The following is a 14,084-nucleotide window of genomic DNA, read 5'->3' as shown; positions in this document are numbered from 1 at the left end:
CGTTCCAGACTATCTGGGGGTCTTCCAGGCTCCGGCCCGGCGGGCCCGCTCCACGGCGCCGGGCAGCGCGGCCAGGAGGGCGTCGATGTCCGCACCGGTGCTGTCGTGCCCGAGCGTGAAGCGCAGAGAGGAGCGTGCCCGCGCGTCGTCGGCACCCATCGCCAGCAGCACGTGGCTCGGCTGGGCCACCCCGGCCGAGCAGGCCGAACCGGTCGAGCAGTAGACCCCCTGCGCATCCAGGAGCAGCAGCAGGGCGTCCCCCTCGCAGCCGGGGAAGGAGAAGTGCGCGTTGCCCGGCAGCCGGTGCTCCGGGTCGCCGTTGAGGATCGCGTCGTCGACCGCGCCCCGGACCCGCTCGATCAGCTGGTCCCGCAGCGCGGCGACCCGGGCCGCGGACTCCTCCTGAGTACGGACCGCGGCCTCGACCGCCACCGCGAACGCCACCACTCCGGGGGTGTCCAGGGTGCCGGAGCGCACATCCCGCTCCTGGCCGCCGCCGTGCAGCAGCGGGGTGCAGGCCACGTCCCGGCCGAGCACCAGCGCGCCGACGCCGACCGGTCCGCCGAGCTTGTGCCCGGTCAGGGTGAGCGCCGCGGCGCCGCTCGCCGCGAAGTCGACCGGGACCTGCCCGGCCGCCTGCACCGCGTCGGTGTGGAACGGGATGCCGGCCGCCGCCGCCACCGCGGCCAGCTCGGCGATCGGCTGCACCGTGCCGACCTCGTTGTTCGCCCACTGCACGCTGACCACGGCGATCTGCTCACCGTGCAGCCGGATCAGCTCGGCGAGGCCCTCCGGGGCGACGCGACCGGCGGCGTCCACCGGCAGCAACGTCACGTCGGCGCCCTCGTGCGCACCGAGCCAGTCCACCGCGTCCAGCACCGCGTGGTGCTCGACCGAGGAGGCGACCACCCGGGTCCGCCGCGGGTCGGCCACGCGCCGCGCCCAGAAGACGCCCTTGGTGGCCAGGTTGTCCGCCTCGGTCCCGCCGCTGGTGAAGACCACCTCGGAGGGGCGCGCCCCGATCACCGCCGCGATCCGCTCCCGTGACTCCTCGACCAGCCGTCGCGCGCCACGGCCGGCCGCGTGCAGGGAGGACGGATTGCCGATCTCGCGCGCCGCCGCCGCATAAGCGTCCAGCGCCGCGCTCAGCATCGGCGTGGTCGCCGCATGATCGAGGTAGGCCATCCCACCCACTCTAGAACTCCTCTCCGGCGCCGCCCCTCGGCGTCCCACCGACAGGACAGCGGGCGTTCGGGCGTACCCGCCGAAGGGAGACGGCCCGGCGCAGAACGCCGGGCCGTGACCAGGAACGGGTGTTACTTGCGCTTGCGGATCTCCTCGGCGGCCTGCGGTACGACCTTGAAGAGGTCGCCGACGACGCCGAAGTCGGCCAGCTCGAAGATCGGGGCCTCCGCGTCCTTGTTGACCGCGACGATCGTCTTCGAGGTCTGCATGCCCGCGCGGTGCTGGATCGCGCCGGAGATGCCCAGCGCGACGTAGAGCTGCGGGGAGACCGTCTTACCGGTCTGGCCGACCTGGAACTGGTGCGGGTAGTAGCCGGAGTCGACCGCGGCACGGGACGCGCCGACCGCGCCGCCGAGCAGGTCGGCGAGCTCCTCGACCACCTTGAAGTTGTCCGCGTTGCCGACGCCGCGGCCGCCGGAGACCACGATGCCGGCCTCGGTCAGCTCCGGGCGCGAGCCCTTCTGCTCGGCGACCCGCTCGACCACGGTGGCCAGCTTGTCCTTGTCGCTCACCGACACGGTCAGCGCCTCGGTGGACGGGGTGGCCGGCGCGGCGACCGGAGTCGTCGAGTTCGGCCGGATGGTGACGATCGGCAGGCCCTTGGTCACCTGGGACTTGACGATCGTCGAGCCCGCGAAGACCACCTGGGTCGCGGTGCCGTCGGCGGCCAGGTCGACCGCGTCGGTCAGCAGGCCGTTGTCCAGCTTGACCGCCAGGCGACCGGCGATCTCCTTGCCCTCCTGGGTGGACGCCAGCAGCACCGCCGCGGGCGACACGCTCTTCACCAGCTCGGCCACCGCGGTCGCCTTGGGGGCGGGACCGTGGTCCTCGACGTCCGCGCCGGACGCGGTGTAGATCTTCTCGGCGCCGTACTCGGCGAGCTTCTCGGTGTCGGCGCTGCCGAACACCACCGCCGAGACGCTGCCCAGCCCACGCGCGATGGTGAGCATCTCCAGCGTGACCTTCTTGACGCCGGCCTCGACGACGACCAGTACCTCAGCCATGTCTCTCTTCCCTCTCCCGGCTCAGACGAACTTCTCGGTGGTGAGGTACGCGACGAGCTGCTCGCCGCCGTTGCCCTCGTCGACGACCTTCGCGCCACCGGTCCGCGCCGGGCGCTTCGTGAACTCCAGGACCCGGCTGGTCGCGCCGGCCGCGCCGACCTCGTCCGCCGCCACGCCCAGGTCACCCAGGGAGAGCGCCTGCACCGGCTTCTTCTTCGCGGCCATGATGCCCTTGAAGGACGGGTACCGCGGCTCGTTGATGGTGTCCCAGACGCTGACGATGGCCGGCGTGGCGGCGGTGACCACCTCGTAGCCCTCGTCGGTCTGCCGCTCGATGGTCAGCTGCGAACCGTCCACGGTGAGCTTGCGCGCACCGGTCAGCGCCGCGATGCCCAGCCGCTCGGCCAGCATGTGCGGGATCACCTGGACCCGGCCGTCGGTCGACTCGGCGCCGGAGAGGATCAGGTCGGCGTTGAGCGTGCTCAGAGCGGCGGCGAGCACCTTGGAGGTGGCCACCGCGCACGAGCCGTGCAGCGCGTCGTCCTGCACGTGAACGGCCTTGTCCGGGCCCATCGAGAGCGCCTTGCGGATCGACTCGGTCGCGCCGGACGGGCCGACCGTGAGCACGGTCACCTCACCGCCGTGCGCTTCCTTGATCTTCAACGCCTCCTCGATGGCGTACTCGTCCATCTCGTTGATGACGTTGCTCGCCGAGCCCCGCTCGACGGTGTTGTCGCTCGCGCTCAGGGTGCGCTCGGCACCGGAGTCGGGCACCTGCTTGACCAGTACGACGATGTTCATCGCGCTCCTACGACCCTCCTGTATTGAACGCACCGTTGCGATCGACCGGGCCACCGGCCGTCATGTTGCGGCCGGGGGTACATGTCGCAAAGGTTACCCGCCAGTAGCTTTACTGTTGCCGGGCACCCAGAGTGACACACCTCACCCATAGCACGATCACGATCGCTACAGTGAGTTGAAGGAGGTGTCATGACATGTCCGGCCGAAACGCCTCACTGCTGGACGGGTTGAGCCCGTCCGTGTCCCATCCTCTACCACCGCCACCTGAGCCGGGGCCACAGTCCCATGGCCGAGCGGCCCCGGAATCGCCGTGGTGCCGGTGCGGGCGACCCCGCGAAGCCTGCGTCAGTGACGAAGTCCGCAGTCTCTGGAGCCACATTCTCGACTGATTAGGTCAATAATCGGCTCGTGTTCGGTGGCCTGCTGCAGTGGTTCGACCCGGCGAGAGCGACGACCGTCGGCAGCCAGCCCGACTACCGCTTCTCGCTGGCCAACGAGCGCACCTTCCTGGCCTGGATCCGCACCGGACTGGCGCTGATCGCGGGCGGGCTGGCCTGCGCCCAGTTCCTGCCCCCGCTGCCGATCGCCCGGCTACGCGAGGTGATCTCGGTCGCCCTGCTGGTGCTCGGCGGCCTGGTCGCGCTCCGCGCCGTCGACCATTGGGCGCGGACCGAGCGGGCCATGCGCCTCGGCACCGACCTTCCCAAGTCCCGTTTCCCGGCGGTGCTGGCGATCGTGGTGGCCGTCGGCGCCGTGCTGCTGGTGGCCGCCGTGCTCTTCCGCGTCTTCTGAGCCCCGTGCGAGATCCCGGCCCCGTACGAGATCCCGGAGCGGCCCCGGAACGCACCCGCCTGGCCTGGCGCCGGACCGGCATGTCCGCCGCGGCCGTCGGGCTGCTGGAGATCCGCCCCGCCTTCGAACCCGGCGCCGGAGCCACGCAATGGCTGATCGCGGCCCTCGCGATGGCCGGCTGGGCCGCCATGATCGGCCTCTCCTTCGCTCGCGGGCACGCCCTGCGCGACGCCGCCCCGAAACCCGCCGGCGTCGCGGTGGAGGCCTACGCGCTGATCACCGCGGGCCTCGCCGTCATCGCCGGACTGGTTGTCATGCTCTGATCGTCGCCGGAGGAGCGCGGGAGGAGCATCATTGCGAGCATGGTCCGGTTGTTCATCCTTCTCGCCGCGGCTGAGCTCGTGCTGCTCATCCTGGCCCTCATCGGCAGTCTGTCGGCGGAGCGCGTCCGCAACCTGCCCCGGGCGCTCTGGGTGCTGATCGTCGTCCTCGTCCCGCTGGCCGGCCCGATCGCCTACTACCTCTGGGGCCGCCCGGTCGACCGGGCCACCCACCGCTCCACGCACCACCGCCCGTCCTCCCCGGACGACGACCCCGACTTCCTCCGCTCGATGGACTCCGAACAGTCCCGCCGCGACCGCGAGCTGCTGGCCCAGTGGGAACGCGACCTCCGCCGCGACGACGAACAGCAGCCCTGACCCCCGAGACCGCCTCGTTGTGCAGCGCCGCCGCCCCGGCACCCGCGAACGTGCCCTTCCTCCGCCCCCGCACCGGCACCCGTCCCGCTGCCGGCGGCACCGCCGTTCGAGGAGCAGCGAGGTCAGAGGCCGAGCAGGCCGGCGATGTCGCGGAAGACGTCGATGACGTCCTCCTGGAGCGGGGTGCCGTTCGCGTAGCCGTAGGCGAACACCAGCGCCGCCAGCGGCACGAAGACCATTGCCAGCACGCTGAGCAGCCATTGGAAGGCGCGCACGACGCGGCCGGGCCGGCGCTTCTTCGCCTTCCCGGCCCTCGCCGCCGCCTTCGCCGCGGCCTTTCCGGCCTTCTTCGCCGCTTTTCCGGTCGGCGGCTGCGGGCGCGCCGAGGCCACCGCCCGGGCGGCGGGCGGCGACACCGGGCGGGCCGCGCCCATCGCCGGGGAGACCGGGCGCGCCGGTGCCGGGCCGGGTTGATTCTGGGGTACGCCCACCCGCCCCTCATGCCGCGGCTGGACACCCACGCGACCGTTTCCGGACACCGCGCCGGACCGCTGCCCGGTCGACTGCAGACGATCCGGACCGGGCGGCTGCCGCGGCACGATCGGTGGGCGGTTGTCCGGTTTCGACAGGCCGGACGGGCTGCTGCCCTCGTACCGGGGCGGGCTGGTGGCGACGGTAGCGTCCGGGTCCGGCTGCCAGGTCAGCGGCTGGGCGTTCGGCCACGGGTCGACCGGCGGGCGCAGGTGCGGCGGAAGCGACTCGGGGTGCTCCCGCGAGCCGGCCGCCGGGCCGGAGTTCTCCCGTGAACCCGCCGGAGCGGAGTGCTCCCGCGAACCCGCCGGGCCGGAGTTCTCCCGTGAACCCGCCGCCGGGCCGGAGTGATGTCGCGAGTCGGTCGACGGGTCCGCGCCGACCGCGCCGCTGAGGTCGGGCCGTTTCCGGGGCTGCGTCTCGGCATCCCCGTCGATCCCGCCGAGATCGGGTCGCCTCCGCGGTTCGGTCTCCGCGTTCGGGTCGGGCCCGGACTCCCCCGGCGCCCGGTACGCCTCGGGCACCATCCGGTGCCCGGGTCCCCGATAGGGCTCCAGCACCGGATACGCCCCCGGCTCCTCGGGTCCCGGGGTGGGACCCGCCACGGCGGAGCCCGGAGCACGGCGCGGCAACGGCGTACCGGCGTCCGGCGCCTCCTCCCCGGGTACGCCCGGCGACGGCACGGAGGTCTGCGAGCCCGGCGCCTTGCGCGGCACGGAGGTCTGCGAGCCCGGCGCCTTGCGCGGCACGGAGGTCTGCGTGCCCGGTGCCTTGCGCGGCGCCGGAACCGGGATGACGGCCGACGTCGCCGGTGCGATCGACGGCTCCCCGTCCGTACCCTGCCGCACGGCCGGTACCGAGATGACGGCGGACGTCGCCGGCGACGGCGAGGCGGCGAGCGCGGGCACGACGACCGTCGCACCACCCGCGGGAGCAACGGCCTCCGGGGTGGGGACCTCGGGCACGGAGACCGCGGGCACGACCACCGTCGCACCACCCACGGGAGCACCACCCACGGGCTCCGGCGACGCGGCGGATGCCATCGCCGCCGCAGAACCGGTGGAGGTGGAAGAGACCGGAGCAGCGGGCAGCGCGGAGGCGGTGGAGGCACCGGCGGGCCCCGGCCACGCGGGCGAAACCGGGTTCGGGCCGGCCGGGGAGACGGGTGGCAGGTCGCGGGAGGGCAGGCGCATCTCGGAGGTCGGCACCGACGCCGCCGGCTCGCTGGAGAGCGCCGCCGTACCGGCCAGGACGCTGCCCTCCGCGACCACCAGCTCCGGCTGCTCGATGGCGACCGGCGCGTCGCCCAACTCGCGGTGCAGCAGCGTAGCGACCAGCGGGATCCGGCTCGCCCCGCCGACCAGGAAGACCCCGGCCAGCCGGCCCTCCGGCAGCCTGGCGACGTCGAGCAGGTGCTTGGTGATCCGTACGGTCTGCTCCAGCACCGGGCGGGCGACCTGTTCCAGCTCGTCCCGGGTCAGGTGGACCTCGGTGTCGAGCATCGGGACCACGAAGTCGGCGGACTGGGCCCGGGAGAGGCGCTCCTTGGCGATCCGTACGTCGTCCCAGAGCTGCCGCCGCGCCCGCCGCTCCTCGACCGTGCCCGGTTCGAGCAGCGACTGCCAGGCGTCCGTCCGCAGGTGCTCGACGATCGCCGCGTCCACGTCGAGGCCGCCCAGGTCGTCGCGCCCGTCGACGGCGAGCACCTCGAAGCCGGTGGCCGTACGCGAGACGAGGCTGGCGTCGAAGGTGCCGGCACCGAAGTCGTGCACCATGACGACCGAGCCGATCGGCACGTCACGGCCGAGCACCTCGGCGAAGTAGGTGGCGGCGGCGACCGGCTCGGCGACCAGGCGGGCACCGGCGAGACCGGCCCGCGCGGCCGCCTCGGCCAGCAGCGTGCGGCGGGTCGCGCCCCAGGTGGCCGGGCAGGTCAGGGTGGTCTCCGGGCGGTGCGGCCCGACGGCCCGGTGCCACTCCTCGGCGACCCGGGCCAGCACCGCGGTGATCAGCTCGATGACCTCGAACTCGCGCTCGCCGAGCAGCACCAGGCCGTCGTCGACACGGCGTTTCGGGTTCGGCTCGAAGCGGGCCGGGTCGAGCCGCGCGCTGTGCACGGCGTCCCGCCCGACCAGCAGCGTCCCCTCGGCCTCGGCGTAGACCGCGGACGGCAGCAGCGGCGAGCCGTCGACCAGGATCGGCCGGGCCCGCCCGTCCGGCCATCGCGCGGTGGCGACGGTGTTCGAGGTGCCGAAGTCGATGCCGAGGGCGTACCGCTTCGGATCACCCTGGTCGATGGCCATGTGAGCAGTCTAGGGGGTCCCTGTGACGGGCCTAGTTTCCCGTGAAGCCGGGCTTGCGCTTCTCGACGAACGCGGTGGTGCCCTCGACCCGGTCGTCGGTGGCGAAGAGGCCGGCGAACAGGTGCGACTCCAGCGCGAGACCGGCCGGCAGGTCCATGCTGAGGCCCGCGTCGATCGCCTGCTTGGCCGCCCGGAGCGCCAGAGCGGGCCCGGTGACGTACGGCCGCACCAGCTCGACGGCGGTCGCGTACACCCGGTCGGCGGGGACGACCCGATCGGCCAGGCCGATCCGCAGGGCCTCCTCGGCGTCGACCATCCGTCCGGAGAAGATCAGATCTTTGGCCTTGGCCGGGCCGATCAGCCGGGCCAGGCGCTGGGTGCCGCCGGCGCCGGGGATGATGCCCAGCTTGATCTCCGGCTGTCCGAGTCTGGCGTCCTCGGCCACCACCCGCCAGTCGCAGGCGAGAGCGAGTTCACACCCGCCGCCGAGGGCCCAGCCGGTGATCGCGGCCACCACCGGCTTGGGGATGCGCGCGACCGCGTCGAACGCGCCGGAGAGGGCGGCCGCCCGGCCCACCATGTCCTGGTACGTCACCGTGGTGAACTCGGTGATGTCGGCGCCCGCGGCGAACACCTTCTCCCCGCCCCAGACGATCACGGCGCGGACCTCGGCACTGCCGGCCGCCTCGGCCGCCGCGGCCCGCAACTCCTCCTGGACCTGGGTGTTGAGCGCGTTCATCGGTGGCCGCTCGAGGCGGATGACGCCGATCCCGTCCGCGGTCTCCAGCCGTACGAACTCCCCCACGCCGCCTCCTCCGTTTGCCCGCCAGCCTACGACGGGTACCGGTTAGATTGGGTCCCCTGGGGAGGAGAGATGACCACGTACTACCGGGATCCGGACGTGCTGATCACGTCGTCCGGCGTACACATGAACGGCCGCGAGTTCCGTCATCGCGACCTGATCCAGGTCTGGCACACCCGGGGGCGGCGCTCGTGGGGTGCGATCGCCCGGCGCGGCGCGCTCGGGATGGCGATCCTGACACCGCTGCTGGTGGCCGCGCTCGCGGTCGGGTTCGCGCTGATGATGGAGGCCGCGGTCACCACCACGATCTCGGTGGCGATCGGCGGCGTCCTGGCCGGGCTCGCGGTCGTGCCGGTGGCCGACCTGCTCCTGGAACGGGTCGACCGCAGCTATGACAGGGGCACCCGCAGCCTGGAGATCTGGGGACGGGTGCCGGACGGGGAGGTTCTGCTCTTGCGTACGGACAACGCACAGCGATTCGGGCGCGTCTACCGTGCCCTGCAGCGGGCTCTCGAGCCGGCGGTCCGCCGGTGAGGCGGGACGCCGCCGGACTCGCCGGGCTGCTGGCCACCACCGGGGTGCTGCACTTCGTGGCGCCCAAGCCCTTCGACGGGATCGTGCCGCGGTCCCTGCCCGGGTCGCCGCGCACGTGGACGTACCTGAGCGGGGTCGCCGAGATCGCGGTGGCGGCCGCGATCGCGCACCCGCGGACCCGCCGGGCCGGTGGGCTCGCGGCGGCCGCGCTCTTCGCCGCGGTCTTCCCGGCGAACGTCAAAATGGCGATCGACTGGCGGCACGCGCCGCCCGCCCAGCGCGCGATCGCCTACGGCCGTCTGCCCCTGCAGGCACCCCTGATCGCCTGGGCACTCAGGATCCGGCGATAAGGGCGTTCCCCGGGGTACGGCCGTCAAGAGCCGACCAATCCCACGATTCGCCGCGTCGGGGCCCCGTCGTTCGGCACGATCAGACCATCATGCGAGCAACGAAGCCCGGCGTCACCGAGGTCGAGACCCTGGACCAGGCGATACGCGTCGTCACCGAGGTCTGCGACCGGGCCCGCCACGGCGACCTGGAGGCCCGGGTGCCGCGGCTGGGCAGTCCCGCGCCCGGCGAGCCCGACCTGGCCACCGGGCTGCGCGCCGCGGTGAACGGCCTGCTGGACCAGGTGGACGCGTTCGTCCGGGAGTCCGGCGCCGCCTCGTCCGCGGCCGCCGAGGGCCGGTTCCACCGCCGCTTCCTGGCCCAGGGCCTGAACGGGATCTACCGGTCGGCGGCCCAGCAGATCACCCACTCCAACCAGGTGATGAGCCGGACCGCCGCGCAGTTCGCCGAAGCGGCCCGCGAGCGCCAGGCCCTCGCCGACGAACTGGAGTCGGCGGTGCTGACCGTTTCCGAACAGGTGGCCACCGCCGCCACCGAGATGGGCGCGTCCGCGAACGGGCTGGCCGACTTCGCCCGCGACGCGGTCACCGACGCCGAGCGCGGCATGGGCACCGTCGCCTCGCTGCGCGCCTCCTCGGACCAGATCCGGCACGCCGTCGACCTGATCAACAAGGTGGCGGCGCAGACCCGGCTGCTCGCGCTGAACGCCACCATCGAGGCGGCCCGGGCCGGTTCGGCGGGCAGCGGCTTCGGCGTGGTCGCCAACGAGGTGAAGAGCCTGGCGAACGAGACCAGCACCTCCAGCGAGGAGATCATGAGCCAGGTGGACGCGGTGCAGGCGGCCGCCGCCGACTCGATCGGCGTCCTGGAGGCGGTGACCAACCGGATCCGCGAGATGAGCGACCTCGTCGAGGGGATCGCGATCGCGGTGGACGGCGGGCCGCACCACGCACAGGACGGCGGGTTGTCCCAGCTGGCGGAGGTGCTACGCGCCGAGGTTTCGCGATTCGTCACCACGATTCGCAAGTCCTAAACCTACTTTTTCCGGCAATATCGGAAGCACTATGAAATCCACTCGCGTTCGCCCTACGGGCAAGGAGCGCACGTTCAGCGACAACGAGCTGATCGTGACCAAGACCGATCCGCGCGGGGTGATCACCTACGCGAACGACATCTTCCTGCGGATCTCCGCGCTCGACGAGGAGGACGCCGTCGGCCAGCCGCACAACCTGATCCGGCATCCGGACATGCCCCGGGCCGTCTTCAAACTCCTCTGGGACACCCTCAAGGAACAGCAGGAGATCTTCGCGTACGTCGTCAACCTGGCCTCCGACGGCGCGCACTACTGGGTCTTCGCGCACGTCACACCCTCGTTCGACACCGGTGGCCGGGTGATCGGATACCACTCGAACCGGCGGGTGCCGTCGCGCCCAGCGGTCGCCGCCGCCGACGAGCTCTACGGCGTGCTGCGCGCCGCCGAACGCCGCCACGACCGCCCGCAGGACGCCGTCGTCGCCGGGACAGCGGCCCTGGACCAGGTCCTGGCCGAACGCGGGCGGACCTACGACGAACTGGTCTGGGACCTCGCCGGCGGCCGGGGATGACCGCCCCGGAGCCGGAGGAGGCTCTCTTCGAGATCGCCGAGGTGTGCCGCCGCGCCGCCTCCGGCGACCTGGAGTCCCGGGTACCGCCGCTCGGCGAGTCCGAGGCGGCCGGCGAGGCCCGGCTCGCGATCAACGAGCTGCTGGACCGGACCGACGCGTTCGTCCGGGAGGCGGGCGCGGCCTCGGCGGCGGGCGCGAGCGGCGCGTTCCACCGGCGCTTCCTGGTGGCCGGGATGGGTGGGGCGTACCGGCGGGCCGCCGTGCAGATCAGCGACTCGATGGACGCGATGAGCGGCAAGGCCGGGGAGATCGCCGAGGCCGCCACCGCCCGGGTCCGGCTCGCCGACGAGTTGGAGACGGCCGTCCTCGCGCTCTCCACCCGGATCGCCTCGGCGGCCGGCGAGATGGGCCGCTCCGCGAACGGGCTGTCCGACTTCGCCCGGCGCGCGGTCGGCGACGCCGAGCAGGGCCTGGAGACGGTGACCGAGCTGCGCCGCTCCTCCGGCCAGATCCGGCACGCGGTCGACCTGATCAACCGGGTGGCGATGCAGACCCAGCTGCTCTCGCTCAACGCCTCGATCGAGGCGGCCCGCGCGGGCACCGCCGGTCGCGGCTTCAGCGTGGTCGCCAACGAGGTCAAGACGCTCGCGAACGAGACCGGCGAGTCCAGCGGCGAGATCATGGACCAGGTCGACGCGGTCCAGCAGGCCTCGGCCGACGCGGTCCGGGTGCTCCGCTCGGTCACCGAGAGCATCCGCGAGATGAGCGGCCTGATCGACGGAATCGCGACCGCGGTCGAGGGCGGCGAGAACACCGAGGAGAGCGGCCTGACCGAGCTGGCCGAGGTGCTACGGGCAGAGGTCACCCGCTTCCTCGTTCAGGCCCGTCAGCCCTGACCGTTTCTGCCCACGGCTTCAGCCCGGCCCCTCGGCCCACGGCCTCAGCCCTGATAGAGGGCGTCGATCTCCGCTCGCTCCGGCAGGGCGTTGCTGGCGCCGATCCGGCGGACGCACGCGGCCCCGGCGGCGTTCGCCCACCGGACGGCGTCGACCAGATCGCGCCCCTCGCCCCAGGCCACCGCGAGCGCGCCGGTGAAGGCGTCCCCCGCCGCGGTGGTGTCCGCGACCTCCACCGCGAAGGCGGGCACCCGAACGTCGCGGCCGTCGCGGTCCGCGTACCGGGAACCGGCGCCGCCGAGCGTGAGCACCACCCGCGGCACCAGCTCCAGCAGCGCGGCGACCTCCGGCTCGGCGCGGCCGGTGATGGCCCGCGCCTCCGTCTCGTTCACCACCAGCAGATCCACCCGGTCGAGCAGGCCGGCCGGCAGATCCCGGGCGGGCGCCGCGTTCAGGATCGTCCGGGTGCCGGCCGCACGACCGGCGGTCAGCGCGGCGGCCACCGTGGACAGCGGGATCTCCTGCTGGCAGAGCAGCACGTCGGCGCCGGCCACGGCGGCCCGCTCGGCCTCGCCCAGATCCAGGAACGTCTGGTTCGCGCCGGGGCTGACCAGGATCGAGTTCTCCCCGGCCCGGTCCACCATGATCACGGCGACACCGGACGCGCCGTACGCGGTACGCAGGTGTGACGTGTCCACGCCCGCGGCCGTGAGCCGGGCGCTCAGGGTGACCCCGAACGCGTCCGACCCGATCGCGCCGAGGAACGTCGTCGCGCCACCCGCCCGGCACGCGGCGATCGCCTGATTGGCGCCCTTGCCGCCCGCGGTCATCACGAAGTCGTCGCCGAGCACCGTCTCCCCCGGCCGGGGCAGCCGCTCGGCGAGCCCGACCAGGTCCATGTTGGCGCTGCCCACCACGACGACACGGGTCGTCACCTCAGCCGGCCCGGGCCGTGTACCGGTCGCCGATCCGGTCCACGACCAGCGGCAGCCCGAACGTCTTCGTCAGATTCTCCGCGGTCAGCACCTCGCCCAGCAGACCGGAGGCGACCACGGTGCCCTCGCGCAGCAGCAGCCCGTGCGTGAAGCCCGGCGGGATCTCCTCCACGTGGTGGGTGACCATCACCATGGCCGGCGCGTCCGGGTCCAGGGCCAGCTCGGTCAGGTGCTGGATCAGCGTCTCCCGGCCACCCAGGTCGAGACCGGCGGTCGGCTCGTCCAGCAGCATCAGCTCGGGGTCGGTCATCAGCGCCCGGGCGATCTGCGTACGCTTGCGCTCCCCCTCGGACAGGGTGCCGAACTCGCGGTCCGCCAGCGCGCCCATGCCCAGCTGGGTGAGAAGCTCCCGGGCCCGCGCCACGTCCTGCGGGTCGTACGTCTCCCGCCACCGGCCGACCACCGACCAGGCCGCGGTGACGACCACGTCGAGCACCTTCTCGTCCGGCGGGATCCGGTCGGCGAGGCGTCCCGTGGTGAGCCCCACCCGGGTACGCAACTCGTTCAGGTCGGTCCGCCCCAGCCGCTCGGCCAGCACGTACGCCGTGCCCCGGGTCGGATGCAGCTGCCCGGTGGCAAGGTTGAGCAGCGTGGTCTTGCCGGCCCCGTTCGGGCCCAGCACCACCCAGCGCTCATCCAGCTCGACCTGCCACGACAGGCTGTTGATCAGGTGATTCCCGCCGCGCACCACGGTAACGCGATCGAAGGCGATAACGGTGTCCTCGTCGGGCGGGTTCGGTACGGCAGCCTCCAGCACGCGTCCATCCAACCACGGGGGGAGGGGGCGGCCGGACGCCGTGCCGCCCGTTCCTCCTCGTGGTCGCCGATCGTGGTCTCGCGTCGTGTCGTTCCGGGGGGGTGTGGGGGCATCTGCGGAATGGGGCGGTCGGCTTTCTCGCCCTGTGACGGTTGGGGCGGAGGGTGGGCATGCAGGGCGGTGAGGCATTTATGCCCTGCATGCCCACCCTCCGCCCCAACCTTGCATGGTTTTCGCTTTCGCCAGGGGATCGGTTGCTCTCCGCTGGGTGCCTGGCACGGTCGGACTTCGCCTTCAGCGCCGTGGTCCGGCTACCGCGTGGTGGGTGCTCCAGGCGGCATGTCGCGCAGGCCGGCCACCTGCCGGGTCAGGCGAATAGACCGCGCCGGTCACCCCGGGGGGTTCCGAACCGTCCGAACTCGCTAGGTCGGCTCTCTCACCCTAAGCGTGCGAGACCTCCAAAGCCTTACAAGCCTTCGGCCTTCGAGCCTTACAAGCCTTTCAAGGCTTTCAAGGCTTTCAAGGCTTTCGAGCTTTGAGGGTGGGCGGCGCGGTCTATTCGCTTGAACCGGCAGGTGGTTGGCCTGCGTGAGGTGGGGGGCTGGGGTGGGCGCCGCGCGGTAGCCGGACTACGGGGCTGGAGGTGAAGTGCGGGGCCGGCCATGCACCCAGCCAGCAGGTACCACGGTGCAAGCGCAAGCCGAAACCATGCAAGGTTGGGGGGCTGCGGGCGGCGTCCGGCACCAGCACCTCGATCGGCTGGCCGAGCAGTTC

At 72.8% G+C, this 14,084-nt stretch carries 15 protein-coding genes; 8 read left to right on the top strand and 7 right to left on the bottom strand.

The window, feature by feature from the left end:
- Positions 1-9 precede the first annotated feature (9 nt).
- The 3 genes from AB0M08_RS39025 to AB0M08_RS39015 form a co-directional block, all read right to left on the bottom strand.
- Positions 10-1,185, bottom strand: coding sequence for a cysteine desulfurase family protein (locus AB0M08_RS39025; protein ID WP_364504981.1), 1,176 nt, complete (start codon positions 1,183-1,185; stop codon positions 10-12).
- 131 nt (positions 1,186-1,316) lie between these two features.
- Entirely contained in the window at positions 1,317-2,249 is a 933-nt protein-coding gene (locus AB0M08_RS39020) for an electron transfer flavoprotein subunit alpha/FixB family protein (protein WP_364504979.1), read from the bottom strand.
- 21 nt (positions 2,250-2,270) lie between these two features.
- Positions 2,271-3,050: an electron transfer flavoprotein subunit beta/FixA family protein gene (locus tag AB0M08_RS39015; protein WP_364504977.1), complete on the bottom strand. Its 780-nt coding sequence runs from the start codon at positions 3,048-3,050 to the stop codon at positions 2,271-2,273.
- A 408-nt stretch (positions 3,051-3,458) separates the two neighbouring features.
- Between AB0M08_RS39015 and AB0M08_RS39010 the strand changes: the two genes are divergently transcribed.
- From AB0M08_RS39010 to AB0M08_RS39000, 3 genes are read left to right on the top strand one after another with little or no spacing between them, the layout of a single operon-like run.
- The gene (locus AB0M08_RS39010) at positions 3,459-3,842 is read left to right on the top strand and encodes a DUF202 domain-containing protein (RefSeq protein ID WP_364504975.1); all 384 of its coding nucleotides are present in this window, start codon (positions 3,459-3,461) and stop codon (positions 3,840-3,842) included.
- A 5-nt stretch (positions 3,843-3,847) separates the two neighbouring features.
- Positions 3,848-4,165 carry a DUF202 domain-containing protein gene (locus AB0M08_RS39005; protein WP_364504973.1) on the top strand — a complete coding sequence of 106 codons (318 nt, stop codon included), beginning with the start codon at positions 3,848-3,850 and terminating at the stop codon, positions 4,163-4,165.
- 39 nt (positions 4,166-4,204) lie between these two features.
- Positions 4,205-4,540, top strand: a complete 336-nt coding sequence (locus AB0M08_RS39000; protein ID WP_364504971.1) for a PLD nuclease N-terminal domain-containing protein — start codon at positions 4,205-4,207, stop codon at positions 4,538-4,540.
- Positions 4,541-4,662: 122 nt separating this feature from the next.
- Here AB0M08_RS39000 and AB0M08_RS38995 read toward each other — a convergent pair whose 3' ends face one another.
- Positions 4,663-7,374, bottom strand: a complete 2,712-nt coding sequence (locus AB0M08_RS38995; protein ID WP_364504969.1) for an Hsp70 family protein — start codon at positions 7,372-7,374, stop codon at positions 4,663-4,665.
- Positions 7,375-7,405: 31 nt separating this feature from the next.
- The gene (locus AB0M08_RS38990; protein ID WP_364504967.1) at positions 7,406-8,179 is read right to left on the bottom strand and encodes an enoyl-CoA hydratase-related protein; all 774 of its coding nucleotides are present in this window, start codon (positions 8,177-8,179) and stop codon (positions 7,406-7,408) included.
- A 69-nt stretch (positions 8,180-8,248) separates the two neighbouring features.
- Here AB0M08_RS38990 and AB0M08_RS38985 point away from each other — a divergent pair, with 69 nt between their 5' ends.
- The 5 genes from AB0M08_RS38985 (at position 8,249) to AB0M08_RS38965 (ending at position 11,558) form a co-directional block, all read left to right on the top strand.
- Complete coding sequence (locus AB0M08_RS38985) at positions 8,249-8,710, top strand: DUF6232 family protein (RefSeq protein ID WP_364504965.1); 462 nt, start codon at positions 8,249-8,251, stop codon at positions 8,708-8,710.
- Positions 8,707-9,060, top strand: a complete 354-nt coding sequence (locus AB0M08_RS38980; protein ID WP_364504963.1) for a hypothetical protein — start codon at positions 8,707-8,709, stop codon at positions 9,058-9,060. The genes AB0M08_RS38985 and AB0M08_RS38980 overlap by 4 nt, the downstream gene beginning before the upstream one ends.
- 89 nt (positions 9,061-9,149) lie before the next feature.
- On the top strand, positions 9,150-10,091 hold the full coding sequence (locus tag AB0M08_RS38975; RefSeq protein WP_364504961.1) for a methyl-accepting chemotaxis protein: 942 nt from the start codon (positions 9,150-9,152) through the stop codon (positions 10,089-10,091).
- A gap of 31 nt (positions 10,092-10,122) precedes the next feature.
- The gene (locus AB0M08_RS38970) at positions 10,123-10,662 is read left to right on the top strand and encodes a PAS domain-containing protein (RefSeq protein WP_364504959.1); all 540 of its coding nucleotides are present in this window, start codon (positions 10,123-10,125) and stop codon (positions 10,660-10,662) included.
- Positions 10,659-11,558, top strand: a complete 900-nt coding sequence (locus tag AB0M08_RS38965) for a methyl-accepting chemotaxis protein (RefSeq protein ID WP_364504957.1) — start codon at positions 10,659-10,661, stop codon at positions 11,556-11,558. Before AB0M08_RS38970 ends, AB0M08_RS38965 begins: the two co-directional genes overlap by 4 nt.
- 44 nt (positions 11,559-11,602) lie before the next feature.
- Here the strand turns inward: AB0M08_RS38965 and AB0M08_RS38960 are convergent, their stop codons facing one another.
- Both AB0M08_RS38960 and AB0M08_RS38955 read right to left on the bottom strand, forming a co-directional pair.
- Positions 11,603-12,493, bottom strand: a complete 891-nt coding sequence (locus AB0M08_RS38960; RefSeq protein ID WP_364504955.1) for a ribokinase — start codon at positions 12,491-12,493, stop codon at positions 11,603-11,605.
- A 1-nt stretch (position 12,494) separates the two neighbouring features.
- Positions 12,495-13,310, bottom strand: a complete 816-nt coding sequence (locus AB0M08_RS38955; RefSeq protein ID WP_364504953.1) for an ABC transporter ATP-binding protein — start codon at positions 13,308-13,310, stop codon at positions 12,495-12,497.
- Positions 13,311-14,084: the final 774 nt, after the last annotated feature.

Source organism: Actinoplanes sp. NPDC051851 (genome assembly GCF_040681165.1).
Taxonomy (GTDB): Bacteria; Actinomycetota; Actinomycetes; order Mycobacteriales; family Micromonosporaceae; genus Actinoplanes.
The sequence above is the reverse complement of the archived record's forward strand: the minus strand, read 5'-3'. Positions and strand labels throughout refer to the sequence as shown.

Coding starts and splice junctions, on each gene's coding strand:
- AB0M08_RS39025 (WP_364504981.1), bottom strand. CDS start 1,185: ATGGCCTACCTCGATCATGCGGCGACCACGCCGATGCTGAGCGCGGCG.
- AB0M08_RS39020 (WP_364504979.1), bottom strand. CDS start 2,249: ATGGCTGAGGTACTGGTCGTCGTCGAGGCCGGCGTCAAGAAGGTCACG.
- AB0M08_RS39015 (WP_364504977.1), bottom strand. CDS start 3,050: ATGAACATCGTCGTACTGGTCAAGCAGGTGCCCGACTCCGGTGCCGAG.
- AB0M08_RS39000 (WP_364504971.1), top strand. CDS start 4,205: ATGGTCCGGTTGTTCATCCTTCTCGCCGCGGCTGAGCTCGTGCTGCTC.
- AB0M08_RS38995 (WP_364504969.1), bottom strand. CDS start 7,374: ATGGCCATCGACCAGGGTGATCCGAAGCGGTACGCCCTCGGCATCGAC.
- AB0M08_RS38985 (WP_364504965.1), top strand. CDS start 8,249: ATGACCACGTACTACCGGGATCCGGACGTGCTGATCACGTCGTCCGGC.
- AB0M08_RS38975 (WP_364504961.1), top strand. CDS start 9,150: ATGCGAGCAACGAAGCCCGGCGTCACCGAGGTCGAGACCCTGGACCAG.
- AB0M08_RS38970 (WP_364504959.1), top strand. CDS start 10,123: ATGAAATCCACTCGCGTTCGCCCTACGGGCAAGGAGCGCACGTTCAGC.
- AB0M08_RS38965 (WP_364504957.1), top strand. CDS start 10,659: ATGACCGCCCCGGAGCCGGAGGAGGCTCTCTTCGAGATCGCCGAGGTG.